The organism is Pedobacter sp. Leaf194, assembly GCF_001423945.1.
Lineage (GTDB): Bacteria > Bacteroidota > Bacteroidia > Sphingobacteriales > Sphingobacteriaceae > Pedobacter.
The window spans coordinates 108,925-134,401 of sequence record NZ_LMPU01000010.1; the positions used below are offsets into that span (position 1 = coordinate 108,925).

The window sequence follows — 25,477 nt, forward strand, 5'->3', positions numbered from 1 at the left end:
TCATATCTTATTTAAGATTAAGATTAATAGCCTGGATTTTGTTTCAAGTTTGGATTTGCAATCAAATCTGCCGTTGGAAGCGGATATAAGTTGCGGAATGCAGGTAAAGCTGTACCAGCTTTTACGCCACCTTTGTACTGCCACAAGTAGCTACCATCGGTATATTTACCGTAACGAACCAAGTCAGTTCTGCGATGGCCTTCCCAATACAACTCACGACCACGTTCATCCAGGAAGAAATCAGTAGATAATACAGAAACATTTCCGCTTGCATTGCCATAAGCACGTGCACGCAAAAGATTTACATAAGTTAAGGCTTGTGCTGTACTGCCGCCTGTTCCGCCACGCATTACCGCTTCACCATAAATTAAATATTGCTCGGCTAAACGGAAAATTGGAAAATCCAATGAACTGAATGTACCGTTTAATGATGGAGGCGTAACGCCTGTAGAACTAATATTTTTGAATTTAGTAACACGTAAGCCGTCAGTAAACACACCTATATCGTCGATTCCTGTTTTGGCACCGAAGAAAGCACCACGTTTATCAAGTGTTCCATTTGGATCTGGAAACAAGGCAGGCAAGTTCGCACGCGTTCTGTTACCACCCCAGCCGCCATTCGGAACACCATACGTTCCAGGATTCATATCGCCGTTAATACCAGCGTTGATTAAGAAGGTTGTACCGCCATAATTTGTTCCGTTAATACCATCATAGTTTATAGATAAGATGGTTTCAAGGTTATTTACATTGTTGTCGGTTCTAAACAAATCCATGTAGTTTGCTTTTAAAGCATAGCCTGCATTTATTACTTTAGACGAATAGGTAATTGCTTCGGTATATTTTGCAGTACCTGTATAAACGTTCGCATTTAAGTAAATTCTGGCAAGCAAAGCCCAATCTGCACCTTTATCTGCACGACCATACTCATTAGTACGCGGCTCAGCCAAATCGGTTTCGATTGCCTTCAATTCAGACTCTATATAAGTAAATAAAGCAGCTCTGGTGATTTGTAGCGGGGCAACTTTACCAATCTCATTGGCTTCAGTTACAAAAGGCGGATTACCAAAGGCATCCATCAATACCCAATACTGATAAGCACGCAGGAAACGGGCTTCAGCACGATAACGTTGTATATTGGTAGCATCGGCACCTGTAATACCACGGGTTGCTAATTTCTCTGCTGTACTTTCGCGAAGGAATTCGTTTACAAACGTAATTTGCAAAATACTTCTAGAGTACAAACCTCTTAGAAACTGATTATCCACACTCGGTGTAGAGTAATCAAGTTCTGGAATACCGGTATCGCCCCAGGCACAAATCGCCTCATCTGTTGTAAGCTCTTGCGAAGTCCAGAATAACCTTAAAAAATCTGCAAAGCCTGAGTTTAAACCGCCTACATCACTATTATCAGAACCGCCCGGACTGGTTAAAGCATAAGTAGCGTAAAGCTTAACTAAACTATTTTTGTAACCTGCAGGGGTTGCATAAACCACATCTGCAGTTGCATCATTCGTTGGTTTTAAATTTAAGTCGCTTTGTCTACAAGAAGCCAAAGCAAGCATAACTAAACCAGATGCTAATATTGTTTTAAATGAATTTTTCATTTTCATAATTAATTAAAAACCAACATTTAAGCCTAAAGTGAAAGTTCTCGGACGAGGATACAGGTTATAATCTATACCCGATATCGACTCAGGATCAACACCTTTGTACTTAGATACGACAAATACGTTTTGGCAGTTTGCTGAAATGCGGAGCGTTGTATTTCCGTTAGGAGAAAGTTTACCAACATTATAGGCAAGGCCAACATTATCCATCTTTAAAAACGAAGCGTTTTTGATGTAATAATCACTTAAGAACTGGTTAGCCTGAAAGCCTGTGTTGTAGATGTCTACACTAGAATTATTTAGAATACCTTGCGTACTCAATACGTTGTTTCTAATTCCAAAGTTCGAAGATATATTATCGTAGATGTAGTTACCGATATTTGCTCTCAAAACAGTGCTCGCGGTCCATTTTTTGTAAGTGAATGAGGTATTGAAACCAAAAGTGAAGTTTGGATCAGGTGATTTAAAGAAATATTGGTCGCTTGTATTAATAACGCCATCGCCATTTAAATCTGCGTAAACACCTTCAAGCGGTGCACCTGCTGCGTTGTAAACCTGTTTATAAACAAAGAATGATTGAGGCACTTGATTAACTGCATGGTATTTTAATGTAACCCCGGTTCCACCTGTAATGTCACCTGCACTCACTTTAGAACCTGGATCAGGATTTAAAGTTAAGTTGGTAATTTTACGTTTGTTGTAAGCTGCGTTGAAACCAAAATCCCATGTAATATTTTCTTTTTGGATAGCAACAAAGTTTAAGCTTGCTTCAGCACCCCTAACATCCATATTACCAACGTTAGTGGTTAATAAATTTGTAAAATTGATACCAACCGGAATATTTACCACACTTAACAAGTCTTTTGTTTTCTTGTAATAAACATCTAAACTTCCGTATAATCTACCTTTTAAGAAACCATAATCTAAACCTGCATTATAGGTCGTTGTAGTTTCCCATTTCAAATCAGGGTCGTAACCAGCAGCACTATAGTAGTTATAAAAAGTGTTACCAACCTGGTACTGTCCGTTGTTGCTATTCGCGTAATATCTCGATAAGTATTCGTAATTTCCTATTCCGTCTTTATTACCGGTTTCACCGTAGCTTAGTCGTAATTTCATATCAGAAACTACTTTGCTATCTTTCAGGAAGTCCTCACCAATAATTCTCCAGGTAAAACCAACTGATGGAAAGTATCCCCAACGATTTTGCTCAGAAAACTTAGAAGAAGCATCAGCACGCATGGTACCATTAAGGATATATTTATCAGCAAAGGTATAAGTGAACCTACCGTAGTAAGAAAGTAATTTATTTTGCTCTATCGAGAATGGGAAAACCGGTGTAGTTAATAACTCTCCAGTTCCTTTATAAGTGTTAAAATTGAAGTTTGTTTGGGCAATATCATAGTAACCATAACCTGCCGTTACATCAAATCTACTTTTAATACTTTCTACAGTTTTAGCATAGTTTAAGTAGAACTCTGAAAATTTATCATGTTCTAAGTTTTTTCTGCTTGAATAAGAACCGCTTGTTGATGCGCTTTGAGCTGCAAAAACAGGAACTGATGTAGAACCATAACCTTTAGATACATCGTAACCTAAATTTAAGTTTGCATGTAATTCTGGTAAAAAGTGGAAAGAGTAATCAAATCTTGCGTTACCAAAACTTCTTGCTGCGTTGCCATGGTTATTTTGTAACTCAATTAGCGCTAACGGGTTTCGTGGAGCGTTTGGATTTGGAACCGTTCCGTTAATCCATTCGTAGTAACCACCAAACTGATTGGCCGCGTAAACAGGTTTAGTCGGATCGAATTGAAGTGCTGAACCAATTGCACCATCATTTGGATATTGAGATTCTGTTAGTGAACCTTTAACCGTCAAATCAATTTTCAGGTGGTCGGTAAACAATCTTGGTGAAAGTGTAAGTGCACCGGTAGCTCTTTTCAAATCACTTTTGATTACCACACCTTGCTGATCCAGATAACCTGCAGAAACGCGGTAAGGCAAACCTTTAAATGAACCTGAAATACTAAGGGTGTTATCAGTAGTAAAAGCTGTACGATAAATTACATCTTGCCAATCTGTGTTCTCCGTACCTAATAACGCTTTTTGAGCTGCCGAACCGTTTGCATTAACGTATGCACGAACTTCATCACCAGAAAGCATAGCAACTTTTTTAGCTACAGTTGCAATTGAATTATTTGTTGTAAAGTTAATTACCGGTGCGCCGGAACCGCCTTTTTTAGTCGTGATTAGAATAACACCGTTAGAGGCTCTTGAACCATAAATTGCAGTTGCGTTCGCATCTTTCAACACGGTAAAAGTTTCAATATCGTTAGGGTTAATTAACGACAACGGACTTGGAGCATTTCCAATACCGTTACCACTAAAAGGAACACCATCAACCACGATTAAAGGATCGTTACTTGCATTTAATGAAGCACCACCACGAATACGGATTTGGCTACCACCACCAGGGGCACCACTACCGTTAATAATGTTAACACCGGCAACTTTACCTTGTATTAACTGTTCTGGTGTCGTAATTGTACCCTTTTGGAAATCTTTAGAACCAACCGTGGTAATTGAACCGGTTAGGTTTTTCTTTTCGGCAGTACCGTAACCGATAACTACAACTTCATTCAATTTTTGCGCATCAGGAACCAGTTGAAAATTTTCGGTTGCATTAGCGGTAACATTCACAGTTTTATCTAAAGTTTGGTAACCGATAAAACTTGCAGATATGGTTAGGGAACCATTTGTTAAACCCGCCAGTTTAAAATTACCGTTTCCATCGGTAGATGTACTTCTGGTTGTTCCTTTTACATAAATGGAAGCGCCAGGCAGTGGTTGGCCGGTTTCATCAAGCACCCTACCGGATACAGACCCGGTTTGTGCTTTTACGATTAATGCTGAAAAAACTAACAGCACCAAAAGCCCCTGTTTTAACAGGTAAAATACTTTCATATTCGAAGCTCGTTTAAGTATAAAAATTTGGTTAAATATTATAGTGATTTACACATAGGCCTAATTTACAGCACATAATGATAATTCAAAATTTATTTAGAAAATATATTTCAAGCCGCAATTTTGGAATTTGCCATCATCAAAAAATTCTATTTTTTTGGATTATTATTTTTGACAAAAATTAAGTCTATTAAATATAATGTACTTATAATCAATCGTTTAAAATATTAAAAGTTTAAAATAAAGTGTAATTTTTACACTAAGTGTTTTTTGCGTGTATTTTCGGGAACGTTCCCGATGATTTCGCCTTAAAATTTGATGGTTTTTCGGGAACGTTCCCGAAGAGCGTCCTTAATTCTGCCTAAAATACACTAAGTGTTGATTTTTTTTGATTAGAAAAGCTTCAGAAAATGACGCTATTTTTAATGGTTTTTTGGGGCGTTTGAGGTCGAATTTCGCATGATGATTTTCGACTGTAAAACCACCTCGGATGCCAGGTTTTTATCTACATTCGAATCGAGAATTTTAAAAAGCATTTTTGCTGCTTCGGTACCTATTTCGGTAGCGGGCTGCGTAATTGTAGTTAAAGAGGGGTTTAACAAAGGCGCTATTTCAAGACTTGAAAAACTAATAATTTTTATGTCGTTTGGAATGGAAATACTTAAGTCGTAGCAGGCATAATAGGTCGCGAAGGCCAAACGCTCAACCGATGTAAAAAGCCCATCCGGCTTTAAATCCGTTAAAGCATTTTTTATAATTACACTATTTTCTTCATAACTGTTACTACAATCTACAATCAGCTGCTCATCAAATACAAGATTGTGTTTCGCAAGTGCATCTATATACCCTTGCATACGCGTTTTACCAATAGATAAGCTTTTATTTACAACCAGGTAACCGATGCGTTTGCAGCCTTGCTCAATTAAATGTTCTGTTGCTAAAAAACTGCTGTTATAATCGTTTGTAATTACCCTCGGCGTTTCAATATCTTCATAAATCCTATCAAAAAAAACAAGTGGTAAACGATTGGTTCCGAATTTGTTAAGGTAATTATGATCATTTGCTTCGCCAGAAACCGACATTATTATTCCATCGGCACGGCCATTGTGCAAATGGCGAATAAAATTAACCTCCTTTTTGTAATCATCATCGGTTACGTAAATTAAAATATGGTAACCGTTTTCACGGGCAACACGTTCAATACCGTGTATTGCTTGCGAGAAGTAATTATTTGCAAGTTCGGGAACAATTACCGCAATGGTTTTGCTTTTTTGTTCTCTTAAATTACTGGCGTAATGATTGGGTTGATAATTTAGTTCTCTTGCTTTCGCCAAAATAAGCGCTTTGGTAGCCGCATTTATGTCGCTATTGTCTCTAAATGCACGAGAAATTGTAGAAGTAGATAAATTTAAGGCTTCAGCTAATTTCTTTATATTAATACTATCCATTTGGCTTTAAAAGCTGATATTAAAAAATAACGCTGTAAATATAAAATATTAAAGTACTAAATACACTTATGCACAATAAATAACCTATACCAAAAACATAAATGCATTTAGCGAAAAAACATTGTTCGCTGTTTATGCTCGCAAGGATAAAAATAATCTATATTTATAAAAACAAAATACCTGCATAAAGCATTAATACAGTACCGAATTGTTAGCGTAATAATTGTAATTACCCGCAACAACGTTATGAAGAATAAATGAATGGAAAATAAAAGAATACTAATTGCAGATGATGATGAGGGCATAGTTGATGCGGTTACGATGATACTACAGGTTATGGGATATGAGGTAGATTTTACTTATGATGGCGGAGCAGTTATTGATGCAGTGAAGAAAAGACCAGACCTTATTTTATTAGACATTTGGATGAGCGGACATGATGGACGGGACATTTGTAAGCAACTTAAAAATGACCCTGAATTTAAAGAAATTCCAATATTAATGATTTCGGCAAGCCGTGATATAAGACAATCGGCCTTGGATGCCGGTGCAAACGACTTTATGGAAAAACCATTTGAAATGGATTCGTTGTTAAATAAAGTAACCCATTTGCTTAATTAAATTTAACCGCTCTTTATAATAATCGTTAGTTTCCTCTACCAGAGATGAAAAGTGTTACTTTTTCCGCTTAATTAAGCCATCAACTCGAAACCAGGGTAGCTAAGTCCTGATATAACTATCGGGCAAGCCTCTTTATTTTCTATAAGTAAAAATGCAGTTCCAAATTCAGAAGAATAATTCCGAACTTCGACGTGTACAATGTCTGAAGAAAATCCGACGATAGTTAGAAAAATTATTCATGTTGATATGGATGCCTTTTATGCATCTGTTGAGCAGCGTGATTTTCCCGAATACCGTGGTAAACCGTTAGTTGTTGGCGGCAAACCGGATAGTCGTGGCGTTGTTGCGACGGCAAGCTACGAAGCCCGGCAATACGGCATCCGTTCCGCAATGTCTTGCAGTAAAGCTTATCAACTCTGCCCTACAGCGATATTTGTATATCCAAGATTTGATGCCTACAGCTCTGTTTCAAAATCAATCAGAGAAATTTTCAGCAGATATACTGATATAATAGAGCCACTTTCTTTAGATGAAGCCTATCTGGATGTTACCGAAGATAAGCTGGGCATTGGCTCGGCCATTGATATTGCGCAGTCTATTAAAGACGCCATAAAAAGCGAACTGAACTTAACCGCATCGGCGGGCGTTTCTGTAAATAAATTCATCGCAAAAATTGCTTCTGACATGAACAAGCCCGATGGCTTGACTTTCATCGGTCCGTCGAAAATAGAAAGCTTTATGGAAAAATTGCCCGTTGAGAAATTTTTCGGCGTAGGCAAGGTTACCGCCGCCAGAATGAAGGCCATGCAAATTAATACCGGCGCTGATTTGAAAAAACTTACGGAGCAACAACTTATTGCCCAATTCGGAAAAATAGGCAAATTTTACTATCGGGTTGTAAGAGGAATTGATGAACGAGCGGTCCAATCCAATCGTGAAACGAAGTCAGTTGGCGCAGAAGACACCATGAAAGAAGATACCAATGAGGATGCTGTAATGCATGCCTTGTTGCAACAAATTAGTGTAACTGTTGCCAACCGGCTGGAAAAATATCAGTTAAAAGGTAAAACGGTAACCCTTAAAATAAAATTCGAAAATTTTAAGCAAATTACCCGCAGCCGATCATTTTCGAACCCAATTAGCAAAGCAGAAACAATTTATACCGAAGCGATAAAGCTATTGGCTGAAGCAGATATCGGCTTTACAAAAGTAAGGCTTCTTGGCATAACCTTATCTCGCTTTTATGATGATGTTGCACATGAAAAACCAGACGATACGCAGCTGGAATTTGACTTTTAGACAGTTTCACAAAACGTTGAAAATGACCGCAACAAAGAGCTTTGCACAATTTAACTTTCCGTGCAAATAATTAGTTCAATATCAGACAAATAAAAAAATTTAATTCCGAAAAATTAGCTAACTTAACTTGTAAGAACTAAAACAATCTTCGATGAAGGGGATCATAAAAAAAAATGCGCAGGCGATAACCCAGGAGTTAGACTGGCTTGCTGAAGTGATAGACACAAGTCTGAAACTTCATTTTGGCCAGCAAACTAAATACAAAAGTATTTATGATATCCAGGCGCCTGATATGACTTTAGATGAATCCTTTTATGCAGAAGTAATTAAAAGGGACCAAACTTCTATCCCTGAAAGAATTGTTTTACTATTGGCTTTGGCACCACATGTCAGGCCAGAAATGTTAGACGTTTTCCTCATCAAAAATGAAAATTTCGATAAAAATTTTACCGAGTTTGGAGGGGTAAAAGACAGTAAGTGCAATGGTTTTATTCCAACAGGCGAAACCGCGGCATTTATTTTAGCCATGAACGACCTCGAAAAAAGATTTGACCTTTTCAATCTATTTTGCGAAGACCATTACTTTTATAAAAGAAATATTCTAAGCATTTTAAAACCCAAAAGCTTTGAGCCTTATCTTTCAGGGGCGTTAATTATATCTCTGGAATATTTGAGTTACCTCACCGTCGGGCTTTCCAAATTTACAGCGGTACATTCGGATTATTAATCAATCTAGCAAAAACCTAAACAGCCGTTTGCAGCCTATAGCCCTTACCATGGACATTAGTTAGCTGTGTTGTGGGGTCTAGTTCCAGTTTTCTGCGCAACTTAGAGATAAACACATCCAGACTCCGCCCAACAATTACGCCCTCATCTTCCCAAATTTCTTTTTGCAACCTGCTCCGCTCAACAATTAAGTTTGGCGATTTAGCGAAAATTAAAAATAACTTGGTCTCCTTGGCGGTAAGTTCGGTTACTTTCTCACCAGCACTAAGCTGGCGCTTTTTAGCATCGAAAGTTAAGTTCCCAATCGTAAAAATAGTGTCTTCATGCGCATTAACTTGCTTCACTCTTTTTCGGGTATTGAAAGACTTGGAAATCATTAACCCAATAAATGCCAAAAGTGGTAAGCCCCCTATCAGGTATCCTTTCTGAACATTTGTTATACCATTACTTTTCAAAATCAAATTAATGCGGTAGCAATTTACCTCTTGTTTTCTGCCCGAACAGGGCACTAAATTATTTTTGCCGCTTTCAGATATAGAATAGCCAAATATGACCTCCTTGCCCTGGCAATCTAAAACATTCACGACATAATCACCTGCAGATTTATTTTCGGCCAACGCCTGGCTAACAATTTTGACAACAGAATCTGGATGGAAAGTAAATGCTCTTTCAAATCTTATCTGATAACTATTTTCGGCTATTTTTGTTACCGGGAGCACCCGGGAAGTGCTGTCGCCAGATTGTAAAAGGATTTTGTGACCGATTGCCCGAAGCACTATTCCTTCCCTGGCCGAATCAAAATCATCGTGCTCTGTAAAGCTAAAGGCAGAACATAATCCAAGCAAAATAAAAAGCGCTACCGCTAATAAAGATTTCGGGTTCGCATTTAACAGATGTTTTAGCCTTTCCATTTTCTTTTGCTTTTGATTTTCCAAAGTTTACAATTTTATTTACAATAATCACTATAAGTAAGTGCCTGTTGGTGAATAAGTTCGTACGCAATCCGCAAATCATCAATAATCCAGTTTTAGCCGCGGTTAAAACCCATCGTTGGCGCACGCTTGTCGCGTGTGAAAGTTCTAAACCATCATCGTATTTAATTTCTAAAACTCATTTTATTACTCTACGCCATTTTAAACGCCACAGGCGTGCGCTAGCAAGGGCTTAATGAGGAGAAACTAATTTGCAGTAATTGAGGAACTATTCAAATGGGTAGGAGAATTCCTATATGCAAATAAAAAGCCCCACTCGGACGGAGTGGGGCTAACTCAGCAATTGTGAGCTCCCTCTGCTGGGCTCGAACCAGCGACCCTCTGATTAACAGTCAGATGCTCTAACCAGCTGAGCTAAGAAGGAATATTGTTACTACTTTCGATAAAACTTGCCAAAATCATCTGGCAATTATATCATAAAAAATCCCCACATTGCTGTGAGGATTTTTGCTCCCCAGACTGGACATAATTCGAACCACTTGGTGGAACAATTGAAGATCTTAAACACGCTAGAAGTAGCTTAAGGGGTCTGACTCCCTCGGGATTATTAGCCCGTAAAGGAAATTTCGAACCTCTTTTGGCCGACTTAGGATGATTGGCCGCATTATAAAGTTTTGTTAGTTCAATAAGGTAGTTGGTTAACTGCCAGTTCACATGGTGAATACTTCCCGGAGAATCGCTAAATTAAAGGGTGCATCTTATTTCAGCAGTGACAAATATAACTTCATCATTTAATACATTTCGCTCATAATGAAATAAGCACTCGTCAACACACTGAAAGTTTGTGCAATCAACTATTTTAATACCCTAAAAAGAACTACCATTTGGCCATATCATAGCGGAAGGAAGCTTTATCTGGACAGGTGAATATCAGAACTAGGTAGTAAGATAAATCGTATTTAGCTAGTTTATATATGGATCTCAAAAAGATATTAATGGCATGTTGTAATGGATTACGTTATACTGCAAATAGTCTGTTCCAGTAAAGCTTGCTCTCACCTGCTTTTTCATTTTTTCATCAATTTTACTGATATCCTCCAGGCTAATGGATGTCGGCTGGGCGATACTATAACTGATATTTTTAGGCTCTCCCCTCTGATCGAGACTAAACAAAAGACGTAGCGTTTCTGAGCGTTCTTTGAGAACTTGCATTTTATAACGCAAAACACCGATAACAATTGACTTAACTTTATCGTTTTCCATATGAATATCTTTCATTTGCATCGGAAACGGGTGCGGTCCCTTTGGTAGAGGTGGAGCTTTGTAATTATATTCATAATCAGCGTTGAAGACAATTACCCCTGGCTTGCCTTTTCCAATCTGGATCTCAGTGGCTTTAACTTCAAATTTCTTACCATTAACACGTCGAACTCCCAGAGATATGCTTTTCTGGGCATAGCAAGACGAAAGCGAAAACGCAAGTGTACTTAATAGGATGATTTTTTTCATTATTGACAGTCTAACGGAATGTTGTTAATTAAGTTAATTAGTGCAAGTGGTGTTAGACCTGCAAGCTCACTATGATATGGATTACCCTGTAAATTAATAAATTTGATTAGAAAAGTATTATACGTGGTTAAAAAGTTCGTATAAGCTAATTGTTCGGCCGGGGTCCCTGAAGGCTTGAACCTTGGAAAAGCAGTGTGATTGTCCGTAAGCCCACCAATCCACAGGAGGTATGCTTGAACTTCCTGATCCGTTCCATAAGTATCGAAAGCAGTACTATTACAATGCACCATATCTGCCATCACCGCTTGTTCGAATTCAATGTTAGCAAAACCCCGATTGGGTGTTCCACCAACCACTTCAGCTGAAAGTTTGCTGTCACCAATTACAGCAAAGAGAAAAATGTCTCACAAAACGAAGAAATAACAAATATGCAGAATAATAAAAATATGAAATATCTTAAGATGCTTTATATAATCAACGTTTCTTTGTGCTCATTTCAATTATTGTTATTTCTTGTCATGCCATTTGGCGGTCCATTGAGTATTTTTCATCTTATGAAGGATGGTATGTTTTCAGCACAAAGCGGTTTTCGGGTAATACCAACAAACGAAATGTATTACCCAAATAACATTTATGTACAATATCTTGGGTTGTTCAACCGGATTTGTACAACTGGCTATTTCATTTCATAGGTCGGTGCATGTTTATCGCCAGCTTTGATCAAATTTAGACCAAGAAACAAGTACGAAATGGAAATAATATTTTTTATACTAGCTGTCATTTTTGTGTATGTCGGGAAAGCTATCTGGCGTTATTACGTTGGTGTGTATATCGAGAATCGATATAGCGATTTATTTGAGGATATACTAATATTTAGATTATGAATTAAATCTATATTATGCATCATATAAATAAACCTAAATGTTCTGTAAATGAAAATACTTTTTTATGAGCAACTAATTCTTAAGGTGATCCTTTCTATATTATTTGTTTTATTTATTACAAGTCACAATTTTGCTCAAGCAAACAAAAATCATCCAACTGAACATGAGCTGGCAATTAGAGTATTCAAATTTTTAGGCCGGACTAGCGATATCAAATTGTTAAAGGATAAAGAGCCATACTATGCCTTTAATTTGCGAATTAAGGTGACAAACAAGAATAACATACTTACAGTTGATGGAGTGGCGTTTTCAAAATCCATCGGTAATCAAATTTTTTCAAATATAGATGAATTAAAAAAAATTGATTACTACAGCTTAATAAATAAAAACTCTTCTGTCACTATACTTATTCCCATTTTAATTTTGAATAATTCATTTGACGCAAAAAACCAAGATGACAATATATCAGGTTTCACAAAAAAATCACTTCTTAACTTTACTTCGTCGCTCTTTTATTCTGACATCTTGCAAAAAAACATTATTCTTTTTCCAGTTTTTACAATTAATCGTCTAGAAATTCCTTGAAACAATTTTTAATACGCTACAAAATTCGGTAATGTGTACGATTACTTTTGCCTTGAAAGGCGGCACATGAAATCCCTTAGCCTCTTATTAGCTTGTCTCAAAAAACGAAGGCATCGATCCCCTACTGTGTATTTTTCTTTCAGCTGTAAGTTTATATACACCATACGGCAAATAAAAAAATGACTCACGAAGTGAATATTTTGTTGGTTCCAGACCATAATAGTGTTTCGACCCTATTGCATTTTGATAAGGTAGTGGTATATGGGCATTAATTCTTGAATTTTTTAATTGCCTCCGGAGAAACGGGACTGAAAAAATTTACAAGGTTACCATCCGGGTCACGAAATAATAGGGATTTATTTCCCCAGGGCATTATTGTCGGCACTTGCACAATGTAAGGTTGAAGAGAGTCGGCTAGCCTTTGATACTCACTATCTACATCCTCAACCATAAATTCTATGATTGCGGTTCTATTTTGTGCAGCTTTTGCAACTTCGAACTTAATGTCAAGTTGGAAAAAAAATACTTCTACATTATCTTTCAACGAGCCGTCTAAGGTTAAAAATTTAATAAGATTTTTTTTGTGCAAACTTTGCGCAAATAAAAAGCCCCACTCGGACGGAGTGGGGCTAACTGATTGATAATCAGCTCCCTCTGCTGGGCTCGAACCAGCGACCCTCTGATTAACAGTCAGATGCTCTAACCAGCTGAGCTAAGAAGGAATATTATTACTACTTTCTATAAAACATGCCAAAATCATCTGGCAATTATATCATAAAAAATCCCCACATTGCTGTGAGGATTTTTGCTCCCTCTGCTGGGCTCGAACCAGCGACCCTCTGATTAACAGTCAGATGCTCTAACCAGCTGAGCTAAGAAGGAGTGCTGGTTGTTTCCCTTAAAACGAGGCTTTCTGCGCTTTGCAGCACATATACCCTTGTTCGTTTTGGGAATGCAATATTAGGGCTTTTAAATTATTTATGCAATATTTGCAGTGAAAAATTTTTAAAAAAATTCAATTTAAAATATATGAGCCTGATAATCATAGGTACTGTAGCTTTTGATGCTATTGAAACGCCATTCGGAAAAACTGATAAAATTGTTGGTGGTGCCGCAACTTACGCCAGTTTAGCTGCATCTTACTTCTATAACGAAGCAAAAATCGTTGCTGTTGTGGGCGATGATTTTCATAAATCAGATATTGATACGTTTACCGAACATGGAATCGATACAGAAGGCTTACAAATTAAAGCAGGCGAAAAATCTTTCTTTTGGTCGGGCAAATACCACAACGATATGAACAGTCGCGATACTTTGGTTACTGAGCTAAACGTTCTGGAAAATTTCGATCCGATTATTCCTGAAAGCTATCAGGATTGTGAATACTTAATGCTCGGAAATTTAACACCTCAAGTTCAGCAAACAGTAATAAAACGACTTAAAAACCGGCCGAAATTAATTGTAATGGACACCATGAATTTTTGGATGGACATTATGATGGATGATTTGCTGGAAACCATTAAAATGGTTGATGTATTGACCATTAATGATGCAGAAGCCCGCCAACTTTCCGGTGAGTATTCGTTGGTAAAAGCGGCAAAAAAAATCCTTACCATGGGCCCAAAATATTTAATTATTAAAAAAGGCGAACATGGCGCATTGCTTTTCCACGAAGATCAGATTTTCTCTGCCCCAGCGTTACCACTTGCCGAGGTTTTCGATCCAACCGGCGCAGGCGACACATTCGCGGGCGGCTTTATTGGCTATCTGGCAAAGGTGGGTACCATCAATTTTAACAATATGAAAAATGCAATAATTTACGGCTCGGCACTGGCGTCGTTTTGTGTTGAGAAATTTGGAACAGAAAAACTGTTAAACCTAACGGACGAGGAAGTTGCAGCAAGGATTCAGGAGTTTGTTAACTTAAGTGCTTTTACAATTGACGCCTAATCAATAGTTTAGTAACGGATAGGCCAAATCGCAATAATAAGCTGCAGGTGTACACTGATATGAAGTGAATCTGCAGCTTTTTACATTAAATAACCTTCCCTATCGCCACAAATTTCTCAAATACGGCTTCTGTATGTGGCGCATCTGGCAACTCATCAGTTAAATCTTGCCCTGCCCAGTGCTCGTAGTGCTTTCCATTTCTCCACAGGCGACTATTAGTCATATCGTAAATCAAACCTTTATATGCCACCCAAATTTGCGGCTTATCTTGTCCGTTTCTTAGAGCGAGCTGTTGTTTGGTAAAAGCTGGTAAATCCATTTATATTTTTTTCCGGCAGCGCAATTTATCTGCGATTTCGAACCTTTGTTCCCGCTTTTCGCTGTACTTCTCCCGACGAAAAATCGGGATTCGTGCCGCTGCAATCGGGGCTAATTGGCCAGTTAGCTTTACATTTTTGCGGATTTTAAGGGCCTAAAGAATAGTTCCGTTTTCAATCTGTTTATTTGAAATGGCCTGGCTTCTGCCTTTAAAGAACTCGTAAAGGTAAATGTTCATCAGCAAAAGCCCCATTAAATAAAAATGGTCTTCTACCGGAATAGTGCCCACCCGGAAGCCCAAATTTTCGTTGTTGTTGTACATTACAACCGGAATGGCCGTTAAAAAACCATTTACAATATAAAATGGAATTAAGGCCACCAGATAAGCTCTGTAAAACTTATACATAAACCGAAACTCCACATTAGCATACTCTACATACGCCAGTACAACAAAAAGAAAACCAAAATTGATAAGCGTATACCACCTGCTGTAACCAAAAAATAAGATTGCAATACAAAGCCCGAGGAGGAGGTTGCTAAGGGAAAAGCTGTACTTCTGCAAATCATTTTTCGGAAAGTAGGCATTAAGGCATTCGTATATAAATATGCAGGCATAAGGCACTGTCAAAAAGAATAGAATCTCTTCAAGTGGAAGCCCGAGAAGCTTGATGCCGACTATATAATTCGAATTAAACGACCAAACGTTAAGCTTTACAAAAAGTAAATCCCATATTAAGAAAAACCCACCCGTTATCGCTATTGCAGGCAAAACGTATTTCCATTTGCTGAAAAAATATACCTTCTTATCAAAAGATAAAATTAAAGGAAATAATATTACCCCAATGTTTATGAGTAAGTACGTGTAATTCATCTTAACTAAACTTCTTTAAAATTTTAAGCTCCTGATCGGTGCAGCGCTTGCTATCAATCATAAACTTAGCTACGTTTTTAATTAATTCTTTATCAGCAATGCCAAAATTGTTGTTTTGATAGTGCTTTACGATTTCTTTTCTATCAACAACCAAATCTTTACTAAAACCTAAAAAGGATGGCGTAAAATGCTGGATGGAAAACCGCATAAAACGAATTTCCATGTTCTCTTTATCTAAATCGATGGCTTTTTGCATTGTTCTCATCGACACTTTTACATACTTAATTTTATTGTAGGGATTCCAGGTATGTTTGGCTCTTAAAGCCTCCAATGTACCTGTGTAAGCCGTTACGAGCGCCGTCTTATTTTGCAGCTTTTCCAGCTTGCTGGCTAATGAATCTGTAAGCTTAGCATTGTCTACCGCCTTAACTAAATCGGTTTTTAGCCTTGCAATTTCTTTTGGCGAAAGCTGCGCCCTGCAAACATTCGTAAATGCAAAAAGCAAAAAGAGTAAAATAGGTAGTTTATTCATGTGTTTAAGCAAAGGTAATAAAACGAAATTGGTTTTGTCGGCAAAGCATTTTTGCTTCTCGAAGCGATGCAATTTGCTAAAAGCACAACACCGAAGTTAAAATCAAGGCTGAAACCCAGAATTTGTGCAGATGTAAAATACTTGGCACAACTAAACGAAAAAGGCCTGCTTTACAAAAGTTGCAGGGTAAAAAATTTCTTTAAAACAAATAGCTGAAAAATCGCTTTCTTTATGCAATGGATAAAAAACCTATAGTAACCATTATTGGAGCTGGTTTTGCAGGCTTATCTGCGGCAGCATTGCTGGCAAAAGATGGTTTCGATGTTACTGTTTTAGAAAAGAATGAAATGGCCGGTGGCCGGGCAAGGATATGGGAAAAAGATGGTTTTACTTTCGATATGGGACCCAGTTGGTACTGGATGCCCGACGTTTTCGAAAACTATTACAATCTTTTCGGAAAAACCACTGCAGATTTCTATCAGCTTAAAAGGCTAAGTCCTTCATACAGAATTTATTTTGCCGGGAATGAAACCTTAGATGTTCCTTCCACACTCGAAGATTTATATAAACTTTTCGAAGAACTGGAACCGGGCAGCAGCACAAACCTGGAGTCTTTTCTAGCCCAGGCTAAATATAAATATGATGTTGGTATGAACGAGTATGTGTTCAAACCATCGCATAGCGTAATGGAATACTTCGACCCGCGTTTAGCCGCAAGCGGTATAAAGCTTCAGCTTCTTGGAAATATGCGAAAACACGTCCATAATCTTTTTAAAAATGAAAAACTTAGAAAGTTGTTGGAATTTCCTGTATTGTTTTTAGGTGCCACCCCACAAAATACACCAGCACTGTATAGTTTAATGAACTATGCCGACTTGGTTTTAGGAACATGGTATCCAATTGGTGGCATGCACAAAATTGTTGCGGCGATGCAAAATATTGCCGAAACGCAAGGTGTTAGGTTTCACTTTGATACTGAGGTAACAAAAATCGAAGTGAAAGGTAATGTTGCTGAAGAAATTGTTACGAATAAAGGCAACTTTAAAACTGATTTTATTGTTGGCAATGCAGATTACCACCACATTGAACAGGAGCTTTTAAGTAAGCCGCACCGGAAATATGATGAAAAATACTGGAACAGCCGAACCATGGCCCCGTCTTGTTTACTTTTCTACATCGGCTTAAATAAAAAATTAACGAATATTCTGCACCATAACCTTTTCTTCGACGAAAACTTTGATGAGCATGCCGAAGAAATTTACACTAACGCAAAATGGCCGAGCAAACCACTTTTTTATGCTTGTTGTCCTTCCGTAACGGATGATAGTGTTGCCCCGGATGGCTGTGAGAATCTGTTCTTTCTTATACCAATTGCACCGGGTTTACAGGATAGCGAAATAAAAAGAGAAGAATATTTCAGCTTGCTAGTAAAGCGATTTAAAGATTTAACTGGTAACGACATAAGCGAAAGCATTTTATTTAAACGAAGCTATGCAATGGCAGACTTTGTTGAAGATTACCATGCCTTTAAGGGAAACGCATATGGGTTAGCAAACACTTTGAAACAGACCGCTTTCCTTAAACCAAGTATAAAGAGTAACGTAACAAATTTTTTATATACCGGTCAATTAACCGTTCCCGGCCCTGGAGTGCCTCCTGCAATCATATCAGGACAAGTGGTAGCAAAAGAAATAAAAAAAAAGTTAAAAAAAGCTTGACAAACTTAAAATTTCCCTTATCTTTATAACCACAAAACAAAAACACTGTGAAATATCCTCAAAACGCATAATTGTTCGGGGTTTGCATTTGTTTCGAAATTAGAGAGAAGGAATATTGTTGAAATAAAACATAAGAATCAACTAACCAAATATATGATAAGCAAAAAGGCCCGGATTTATTCCAGGCCTTTTGCTTTTACAACATTTTGGGTTGCTAAGCTTTTAAACTTACTGCCGCGATATCTTCCACAATATTTTCCGAACTGATAAATAAGATTTGGTTCGGGTACACAAATTTCAAGAATTAATCTCCGAGCTGCATCCATTCACATTCTCAAACCTATTAATGACGGCATTATCTAACATACGTAAAAACAAAAAGGCCTGGATATGCTCCAGACCTTGAATTTTTGAAAGAAAAATTGCTTAAGCCATTTCAGCTATTGCAATATCTTTTGAATAAGTTTTTAAATATTTTTTTAGTATTCCTCTCGCTACGTGGATGCGGGTTTTAACGGTTCCAATAGGAATGTTTAACATGTCGGCTATTTCATGGTATTTGTAACCTTCGAAGTAACGGATGAAAGGCACATAATATTCTTCAGGTAACTGAGCCAATGCTTTATCGATATCTCCTAAAACAAATTTGCTTTCAGCTTGATTTTTAGTTGCGCTGTAAGAAAGATTTGCAGAAGAAATGTCTTCACTTTGTGTTATTAATGTATTTGTTTTTACTAAGCGACGGTAGTTATTAATGAAAGTGTTTTTCATGATTGTGAATAACCAACCTTTTAAGTTTGTACCTTCTTTAAACTTGTTGTAATAAGTTATTGCTTTCAACATTGTATCCTGAACAAGATCATTTGCATCTTCAGCATCTTTTGTAAAATTTAGAGCATATGATCTTAGTGATACAGAGTGGTGGTTAACTAGATGGTTGAATTCAAATTTTGTCATGATGTGTAGCTTTAGGTAAGATTTAAAAAACAAATGAATTGTATTCTGTTCTGTCTTAACCTAAACAAACTTAGTACCAAAAATTTCTGGCACGCTATCGAAACTCAAAACTTTGATTCAGTGAGCTTTTTGGTCACATGATATTTACTTCACGTTCTAAAGTGACTCCAAAAGTAGACTTTACACTGTCTATGATTTGGGCAGAAAAGTCAAACACCTCTTTGCCAGAAGCGTCTCCATGATTTACGAGCACCAAAGCCTGATTTTTCCATGTACCTGTATTGCCTTGAATTTTTCCTTTCCAGCCACATTGTTCTATCAGCCAGCCAGCCGCCAATTTTATTTTACCATCGGCTGTTGGGTAATGTACCACATCGGGGTGTTTTGCAACAACATCTGCAAACTCAAATTTTTCGATTACCGGGTTTTTGAAAAAGCTACCGGCGTTACCTATCGTAGTTGGGTCGGGCAATTTGCTTACGCGAATGTGTGCAACCGCAGCAGATACGTCGGCAATTCCCGGACTTTCAATACCTCGTTTTTGCAGTTCAGCTTCAATTGCGCCATAGGAAGTGTTTAATCTGGCTTCGGTTTTTAAAGCGAAGGTAACGGAGGTAATAATAAATTGCCCTTTCAATTCGCCCTTAAAAATGCTCTCCCGGTAACCGAAGTGGCAATCAGCGTAGCTAAAAGTTTTAATTTCGCCGGTGTTAATTTCAAAAGCCGTGCAGCTTTCAAACACATCTTTTAATTCTACACCGTAAGCACCAATATTTTGTATAGGTGATGCACCAACCGTACCCGGAATTAATGTGAGGTTTTCGACACCGGCAAAATTGTGGCTTACACAATAGTTCACAAAATCATTCCACACAACACCGGCACCAGCTGTAACTTTTATATCATCGCCATCAACCTTTGAAGTGATGCCCACGATGCTGATTTTAATTACCAAGCCATCATAATCTTGCGTAAACAGTACATTGCTTCCACCGCCAATTATGAGCAGCTTATTTGCTTTTGATAATTCGTTTTTGAATAACGTTCTTAAATCTTCCTCATCAAATATTTCTGCAAAAAAAGCAGCTTTTACATCGATTCCAAAAGTGTTAAAGGTTTTAAGCGAAACGTTTTCCTGAATTTGCAGCATGGTAATTTTGTGTTGTGCACAAAAGTAAAATAAAATTTAGTATGTTTTATTTGAATGGATTTCATTTTATTAGACAGCATATTTTGAAAAGGCCAGCAAAAGCGGCGTAATTCAGGTTAATGCCGAGAGATGTAGCCGATTTAAAGGTTCTTGGAATAATCCTTTTGATTAAGTTATTGGAATACTGAATTCCACTTCTTCAGCGGGCCTGCATTCGGTAGCGTTGCAAACGGTAAATTCCAGTTTTCCTTTAACTTTCACCTGAGCTGCGTTTATTTTTATCTTCTGTTGAAAAATAACCGACTTTTCGTAATAACTAACGTTCGCTTTTAACACCTTTTCATATTTCGTAAGCGATTTCGGTGCAGTTGTTCTTCCTATTAACGCATAGTTTTTTGCGTTTGAAAAAGCGAAACTGGTTTGAAGCGATTTAATTCCGCCATCTTGTGCGTAAATATGCCATCCATCTTCAATCGTCCCTTTCAAAAACAAAACGGCTTCATTATTAGCTGATTTCACGGCCTTATAACTCCATTTTACCGGAGTGGTTATTTTAAATTGGGCCTTCGAGACTGAAGCAATTAAAAGACAAATAAATATTAAACTGATTCTCATGCGATGCTCTAATTTTCGTAATTTACTTTTTAAAATTCTTTTTAAGCTCTTTTTCTAAAGCTTCTCCCCGCAAATTTCTTCCGATTATTATTCCAGCAGGGTTAACAAGATAATTTACCGGTATCGCTTCCACGTTATAAACTTTTTGGGCTGTATTATTAAAATCACTTAGCTGAAGCCAGATGTCAATTTTGTCTTTTTTGATTGCATCAAGCCAGTCCACTTTCCGTAGCGGTTGGTCTCGCGTAATGCCTATTATTTGAAAACCTGAGTTGCTATACTTGTTGAAAATTTTAATTAAATTGGGATGCTCGGCTCTACAAGGCGTGCACCAACTCGCCCAAAAGTCAACCAATAAGTACTTACCTCTAAAGTCGCTTATTTTATAAATCTTTCCAACCGCATTCGGCAGAGCTATATCTTTCATTGCATTACCAACTTTTAGTTCTGCTTCCAAGTTGATGGTACTGAATAGTTTTCTCGCCGACGGTAGCGCTTTAATAGTAGGGTCAAGTGTGTTGAGGAGCGAATCAATCTTCTTCGGTTCGTTAATCGTACGAGCCTTACCATAAGGCCTTTCTGCAAATTTTAACAGCGCATACAAGCCAATTACAGAATTAGGATTTTTATTTACAGCTGAAAGATAAATATTGGAGTCAATTAAATTCTCAAAAGAATCTCTGATTTTCCATATTTTTGTTTCAACATCAGCTATTTTTTGATTTTCGTAGTTGACATCGCCAACAACTCGTTCAGCTTCTTTAGCATATTTTATGTGCTGAGCAATAAGATGCTCAATTCCGACAGTTACCTGTGATATGACGGAATCTGTTATCATGGGCATTAAATTATTTGTAAAGCCTATTTCATAAGTCGCTGGCATCGCCCAAAAGCTGTAAGTGGTAAACTTTCTATCCTTCCAATAAAAATCAACAGATAAATAGCAGGGCTCTTTAAGTTCGGTTTTATATTTAAGTGCAATTCCCTTAACAAGTATTGTATCAGAATTGCCAGAATAGCCACCCAAATCACTTCGCTTAACCACTAACTTCCAAGGCTTTTGACTTGCCAAATTCAAGTCTGATTTTAAAGTCAAACTACCTTTTAATAGCTCTTGAGCAGAGGCGAAACCAAAACAATTGAAGCAGATTAGAAATAATAGGATTTCTTTAAAGTTTTGTCTTTTCATCAATACGTTTCTTTAATGCTACGCCCCTTTTACTATTCTTTAGTTGAATCGAAAGCGCATTGAACAATTCAGATGGAGAGCCCCATAAACTTTCTAGCTTGTCTTTTTTTTCCGCACTGTACATTGACAAAACTTCTGTCACTGCATAAAATGATATTTCAGAATTTGGGTGGCGTTTAACAAATTGTATTAGCGCTCTGTTTCCGGCTCTTACAGCCGCAGTTCTTTCATCGGCTTGTCGGGTAAGCATACCACCCGCGCTGATTACAGCTTCTTTAGTGTCGCCGTATTTGTTAATTGACAAGGTTAAATCCTCCAAAATGACAATTTTCGCGTTCCTTCTTCTTCCACTTATCCAAATCAGTCGTCTGAATTTAGAAAGTGCTTCCTCTTTTGTAATGTTTCCCCGCTCTTCCAGAAAAACGTTAGCAAATTGATATTTCTCACCCTTAAGGTCAAAAACTCCATTAAATTTGAATTCTCCATTAACTACCGGAACAACCATAAAAATTTTATCGCTTGAAATGGGAATTTGCTGAGATAAAGTGGTTAAATAAGCATATTTAACACTATCTGTATTCATGATTACGCCTTTTATATTGAACGTAATCGACTGAGCTCGGATGGTGCATGTAAAAAACATGAATGTATAGAACAGGTACTTTTTCATATTAGGTAATTGAAAAATAAATATATAACTAATTAATTAGTTATCCAAACCAGCCTGATTATTTATGCATTAACTACTTACTGATAGTTGTTAGTATGTCAAGCATTAATTTTAAATCAGCTTCATTAGAGCCGTCAACCCTGAAATCAGAAAAAATTAATTTTCCGCTTTTATCAACCAGAAAGTTGGCGGGAGCGAAACCCATGTTATCGAGATTACCTTTTTCCCTAAAACGTTTCTCCTTAAGAGGGATAAAAGAATATTTTTCAGCCTTCATCATTGGTAACACCAAATCGGCTTCTTTCGGTTCAATGTTTATTGCAACATATTTTACCGACGAAAGATATTTTGATAATACGTTTTCAAAGTGTGGAAACTCTGCCCGGCACGGGCTGCATTTTGGAAACCAGTATGTTAACAGCACCACAGAGCCTTTCATACTGGCCAGCACCAGCGAATCTCTGCTCTGGTAATTGTACAACTTAAATGGCGTAGCCTGTTTGGCATTTTTACTTAAAAATTTGTAAATGTCTTCATTAACATCCGAACTATCTTTCTCCTGCTTAAAACTATACTTTAACAATTCGCTATAAACAGACACAGTAGGATTTTTACAATATAAATCTATCAAATCGTCATAAACATCGTCGGTAGTGGCAGCTGAAGCCTGTGCTTTCAATAGAGGCAAAAAATGCCTTGGATGATTAACAAAATAAGGAAAGTGTAGAGTATTTAGAATAGTTAGTGCCTCTTTACCCTTTTGCTGCTTGATATAATTTTGTGCACATAGAATTTTTTTCGATTCGTCAAGCAGCAAATTCCAATCATAGGGCCTGAACTTCAGTTTTAGCAAATCATTTAAAAGTGGAAGTGTCCTTTCTACATCATACTCAAGCAAAAAAGAATAATAACTGAGCATCGCATCGGTTGCCTGATTAAATTTCTGCGGGAAATAAATCTGCTTTATGCGTTCATAATACATAATCTTATCTTCAGATTTCTTCGAATAATTAGCCAATATATTTAGGGTTTTGACAGCAAATTCAGAATTAGGAAATTTTTCAATTAGCTGCAACAACCCCTGTTCATAATCTTTATCTTGCTCAGAAAAAGACGTTACGTATCTATAAAAAATCTCAGCATTTTCGGGATTTGCATCTACCCCTTTTTTAAGATAGTACTTTTCTGCTTCGCTATCATTATTGAAATAGGCATTTAAACTAAGACTTGCCCAACCCTTAATTAATTTCGGATTAATCTTCACTGCTTGTTTCAAATACAAATCTTGTTTGCCTGACCCTTCAAACAAATAAGAAAAGTTCAAAGGAATTTCTCCTACTTTGGGAAATTTCCTCATCCAGGCTTTGTATTGATTATTCAGCATAATAGTGTCTCCACCGTTCAAAAGATTAAATCGATAAAAAGCCCAGTTATCAGTTGGATTACGATTAATTATTTTTTTTAAGGCAGAGTTTTGCAATTCTTTTGGCAACGTATCTAAATCTTGATGAGTGTTAGCAACATTGGTAATAACCGCATTTGTTTTACACTTTGAGAAAACTAACATCATCAGGATCAAGGCAATCCCCTGTAATAATTTCAAAAATTTAATGCTGGGCTTTTGCCGAAATAATTTAAGCATAGTTTGATATTCTAACGAAATATAAAACTAAAATTTTAGTTTAAAAAATTTTCGAAGGTTTATCATTACTTACCTATTCACTGTATTACCTTCTTCCTCACAAATAACAATCCAAATGCTTTTCCATTTCGCTTGCCCATATTTTTATGATGGATTTTATGTGCCTTACGAACTGCCTGAAGGTAGCTGTTGTTACTTTTAAAAGTTTTAAACCTGCGGTGAACAAACCAATCGTGAACTACAAAATAAATTATCCCGTAAGTAGTGATGCCAACACCAATGAAAAACTTAATACCAAAATTTTTGCCATCGATAAACATCAGGAACAAAGATATTCCGGCAAATAAAATTGCAAACAAGTCATTCCATTCAAAGAACGATTTCGATTGTTCATGGTGGCTTTTGTGCATAAACCAGAGCGGACCATGGAATAAATATTTGTGGATAAACCACGAAAGGCATTCCATAAAAAATATGGTAAGCAACACGGTTAACACGGACAACAATACTGACAAAATATGTGAATTTTAGTTTGTAAATATATATAAACCAATCCGGAAGGAATTGAATGTCATTAAAATGTAACGATGTAATTATTTTTTAATCGATTGATTAACATTTGAAATTTAAGATCTATTTTTGACTAAAATATTAAAAAAGTCAGAAAGTAGAAAAGTAAAATGATTGTAGCCGATAAAAAGCGAGAACAGATTATTGAAGGTGCTATAAAACGCTTTATTCATTTCGGGATTGGTAAAACAACAATGAATGATATTGCTGAAGATTTATCCGTTTCAAAACCCTCTCTTTATTATTATTTCCCTGATAAGAGAAGCCTAATAGTAGGTGTAATAGAGAAAGTTTTTACTGATTATTTCGATTCGTTAAAGAAAAAGTATAATCCCGACGCGACTTTAGAAAATACTTTATTTCAAACTATCGACATTCGCAACTCGTTTTTTATGAAATATTTCATGTTGAGAATATCAGAAGGTTTGCCCGATATTTTTAACGATGCAGCCATGAAAACGAAACTTACAACCTTGAAAGACGCTGAAAAGCGCTTTTACGCACAGATTTTTGAAAGGGCACAGGAAAAAGGAGAAATTAAACATGAAAGCATGGCCCACGTAGCAGAGCTATATCTGGAGAGCCTTATGGGATTGACAAATATGTGCATTATGGAATTAGGAAAAGACTTGCTACCGGATAAAAAGGCGGTTAATAAGATGACACAAAAGCAAAAAGACCTTTCAACAATTTTTACAAAAGGCCTTAAGTGCTGAG

The 25,477-nt window shown here is 37.0% G+C and carries 23 protein-coding genes and 3 tRNA genes; 7 read left to right on the forward strand and 19 right to left on the reverse strand.

Features of this window, described 5'->3' with window-relative positions; genetic code table 11:
* Positions 1-23 precede the first annotated feature (23 nt).
* The 3 genes from ASG14_RS15010 to ASG14_RS15020 all read right to left on the reverse strand — a co-directional run bounded on the left by ASG14_RS15010 (position 24) and on the right by ASG14_RS15020 (position 6,022).
* Positions 24-1,607, reverse strand: coding sequence for a RagB/SusD family nutrient uptake outer membrane protein (locus ASG14_RS15010; protein WP_369817231.1), 1,584 nt, complete (start codon positions 1,605-1,607; stop codon positions 24-26).
* Positions 1,608-1,619: 12 nt separating this feature from the next.
* Positions 1,620-4,574 (reverse strand): TonB-dependent receptor, encoded by a 2,955-nt coding sequence (locus tag ASG14_RS15015; protein WP_056871894.1) that lies wholly within the window; start codon positions 4,572-4,574, stop codon positions 1,620-1,622.
* Positions 4,575-4,996: 422 nt separating this feature from the next.
* A complete protein-coding gene (locus ASG14_RS15020; protein ID WP_056871895.1) occupies positions 4,997-6,022 on the reverse strand; it encodes a LacI family DNA-binding transcriptional regulator in 1,026 nt (341 codons plus the stop codon).
* Positions 6,023-6,283: 261 nt separating this feature from the next.
* Between ASG14_RS15020 and ASG14_RS15025 the strand changes: the two genes are divergently transcribed.
* The 3 genes from ASG14_RS15025 (at position 6,284) to ASG14_RS15035 (ending at position 8,669) form a co-directional block, all read left to right on the forward strand.
* Complete coding sequence (locus tag ASG14_RS15025) at positions 6,284-6,643, forward strand: PleD family two-component system response regulator (protein ID WP_056871896.1); 360 nt, start codon at positions 6,284-6,286, stop codon at positions 6,641-6,643.
* A 198-nt stretch (positions 6,644-6,841) separates the two neighbouring features.
* Positions 6,842-7,942, forward strand: a complete 1,101-nt coding sequence (gene dinB, locus ASG14_RS15030) for a DNA polymerase IV (protein ID WP_056871897.1) — start codon at positions 6,842-6,844, stop codon at positions 7,940-7,942.
* Positions 7,943-8,093: 151 nt separating this feature from the next.
* The gene (locus tag ASG14_RS15035) at positions 8,094-8,669 is read left to right on the forward strand and encodes a hypothetical protein (RefSeq protein WP_056871898.1); all 576 of its coding nucleotides are present in this window, start codon (positions 8,094-8,096) and stop codon (positions 8,667-8,669) included.
* Positions 8,670-8,685: 16 nt separating this feature from the next.
* On the opposite strand, the gene ASG14_RS15040 is transcribed toward ASG14_RS15035, so the two are convergent.
* From ASG14_RS15040 to ASG14_RS15050, 3 genes are all read right to left on the reverse strand, one after another.
* Entirely contained in the window at positions 8,686-9,603 is a 918-nt protein-coding gene (locus ASG14_RS15040; protein ID WP_235528599.1) for a winged helix-turn-helix domain-containing protein, read from the reverse strand.
* A gap of 347 nt (positions 9,604-9,950) precedes the next feature.
* A tRNA-Asn gene (locus ASG14_RS15045) sits at positions 9,951-10,024 on the reverse strand.
* Between the two features lie 557 nt (positions 10,025-10,581).
* Positions 10,582-11,109, reverse strand: coding sequence for a hypothetical protein (locus tag ASG14_RS15050; RefSeq protein ID WP_056871899.1), 528 nt, complete (start codon positions 11,107-11,109; stop codon positions 10,582-10,584).
* A 932-nt stretch (positions 11,110-12,041) separates the two neighbouring features.
* Between ASG14_RS15050 and ASG14_RS15060 the strand changes: the two genes are divergently transcribed.
* Positions 12,042-12,578 carry a hypothetical protein gene (locus ASG14_RS15060; RefSeq protein ID WP_056871901.1) on the forward strand — a complete coding sequence of 179 codons (537 nt, stop codon included), beginning with the start codon at positions 12,042-12,044 and terminating at the stop codon, positions 12,576-12,578.
* Positions 12,579-12,846: 268 nt separating this feature from the next.
* Here the strand turns inward: ASG14_RS15060 and ASG14_RS15065 are convergent, their stop codons facing one another.
* The 3 genes from ASG14_RS15065 to ASG14_RS15075 form a co-directional block, all read right to left on the reverse strand.
* Positions 12,847-13,167 carry a VOC family protein gene (locus tag ASG14_RS15065; RefSeq protein ID WP_082491630.1) on the reverse strand — a complete coding sequence of 107 codons (321 nt, stop codon included), beginning with the start codon at positions 13,165-13,167 and terminating at the stop codon, positions 12,847-12,849.
* Between the two features lie 59 nt (positions 13,168-13,226).
* Positions 13,227-13,300: transfer RNA gene (locus tag ASG14_RS15070), tRNA-Asn, on the reverse strand.
* Between the two features lie 86 nt (positions 13,301-13,386).
* Positions 13,387-13,460, reverse strand: a tRNA-Asn gene (locus tag ASG14_RS15075).
* A 147-nt stretch (positions 13,461-13,607) separates the two neighbouring features.
* Between ASG14_RS15075 and ASG14_RS15080 the strand changes: the two genes are divergently transcribed.
* The gene (locus ASG14_RS15080) at positions 13,608-14,528 is read left to right on the forward strand and encodes a PfkB family carbohydrate kinase (RefSeq protein WP_056872081.1); all 921 of its coding nucleotides are present in this window, start codon (positions 13,608-13,610) and stop codon (positions 14,526-14,528) included.
* An 85-nt stretch (positions 14,529-14,613) separates the two neighbouring features.
* Here the strand turns inward: ASG14_RS15080 and ASG14_RS15085 are convergent, their stop codons facing one another.
* From ASG14_RS15085 to ASG14_RS15095, 3 genes are all read right to left on the reverse strand, one after another.
* Positions 14,614-14,847, reverse strand: a complete 234-nt coding sequence (locus tag ASG14_RS15085) for a cytochrome b5 domain-containing protein (protein ID WP_056871902.1) — start codon at positions 14,845-14,847, stop codon at positions 14,614-14,616.
* Positions 14,848-15,000: 153 nt separating this feature from the next.
* Entirely contained in the window at positions 15,001-15,717 is a 717-nt protein-coding gene (locus tag ASG14_RS15090; RefSeq protein ID WP_056871903.1) for a lycopene cyclase domain-containing protein, read from the reverse strand.
* 1 nt (position 15,718) lies between these two features.
* Entirely contained in the window at positions 15,719-16,249 is a 531-nt protein-coding gene (locus ASG14_RS15095) for a hypothetical protein (RefSeq protein ID WP_157274948.1), read from the reverse strand.
* Between the two features lie 236 nt (positions 16,250-16,485).
* Between ASG14_RS15095 and ASG14_RS15100 the strand changes: the two genes are divergently transcribed.
* The gene (locus ASG14_RS15100; RefSeq protein WP_056871905.1) at positions 16,486-17,967 is read left to right on the forward strand and encodes an NAD(P)/FAD-dependent oxidoreductase; all 1,482 of its coding nucleotides are present in this window, start codon (positions 16,486-16,488) and stop codon (positions 17,965-17,967) included.
* A 426-nt stretch (positions 17,968-18,393) separates the two neighbouring features.
* Here ASG14_RS15100 and ASG14_RS15105 read toward each other — a convergent pair whose 3' ends face one another.
* The 7 genes from ASG14_RS15105 to ASG14_RS15135 form a co-directional block, all read right to left on the reverse strand.
* Entirely contained in the window at positions 18,394-18,924 is a 531-nt protein-coding gene (locus tag ASG14_RS15105) for an RNA polymerase sigma factor (protein WP_056871906.1), read from the reverse strand.
* 133 nt (positions 18,925-19,057) lie between these two features.
* On the reverse strand, positions 19,058-20,074 hold the full coding sequence (gene murB / locus ASG14_RS15110; protein WP_056871907.1) for a UDP-N-acetylmuramate dehydrogenase: 1,017 nt from the start codon (positions 20,072-20,074) through the stop codon (positions 19,058-19,060).
* A 168-nt stretch (positions 20,075-20,242) separates the two neighbouring features.
* Positions 20,243-20,689, reverse strand: coding sequence for a protein-disulfide reductase DsbD domain-containing protein (locus ASG14_RS15115; RefSeq protein WP_056871908.1), 447 nt, complete (start codon positions 20,687-20,689; stop codon positions 20,243-20,245).
* A gap of 22 nt (positions 20,690-20,711) precedes the next feature.
* The gene (locus tag ASG14_RS15120) at positions 20,712-21,878 is read right to left on the reverse strand and encodes a TlpA disulfide reductase family protein (RefSeq protein ID WP_056871909.1); all 1,167 of its coding nucleotides are present in this window, start codon (positions 21,876-21,878) and stop codon (positions 20,712-20,714) included.
* On the reverse strand, positions 21,859-22,548 hold the full coding sequence (locus ASG14_RS15125) for a hypothetical protein (protein ID WP_056871910.1): 690 nt from the start codon (positions 22,546-22,548) through the stop codon (positions 21,859-21,861). The genes ASG14_RS15120 and ASG14_RS15125 overlap by 20 nt, the downstream gene beginning before the upstream one ends.
* 73 nt (positions 22,549-22,621) lie before the next feature.
* The gene (locus tag ASG14_RS15130) at positions 22,622-24,151 is read right to left on the reverse strand and encodes a TlpA disulfide reductase family protein (protein WP_162238747.1); all 1,530 of its coding nucleotides are present in this window, start codon (positions 24,149-24,151) and stop codon (positions 22,622-22,624) included.
* Positions 24,152-24,267: 116 nt separating this feature from the next.
* A complete protein-coding gene (locus ASG14_RS15135; RefSeq protein WP_235528600.1) occupies positions 24,268-24,705 on the reverse strand; it encodes a sterol desaturase family protein in 438 nt (145 codons plus the stop codon).
* A gap of 165 nt (positions 24,706-24,870) precedes the next feature.
* On the opposite strand from ASG14_RS15135, the gene ASG14_RS15140 reads away from it, so the two are divergent.
* Complete coding sequence (locus ASG14_RS15140) at positions 24,871-25,476, forward strand: TetR/AcrR family transcriptional regulator (RefSeq protein ID WP_056871913.1); 606 nt, start codon at positions 24,871-24,873, stop codon at positions 25,474-25,476.
* The last annotated feature ends 1 nt before the right edge of the window (position 25,477 follow it).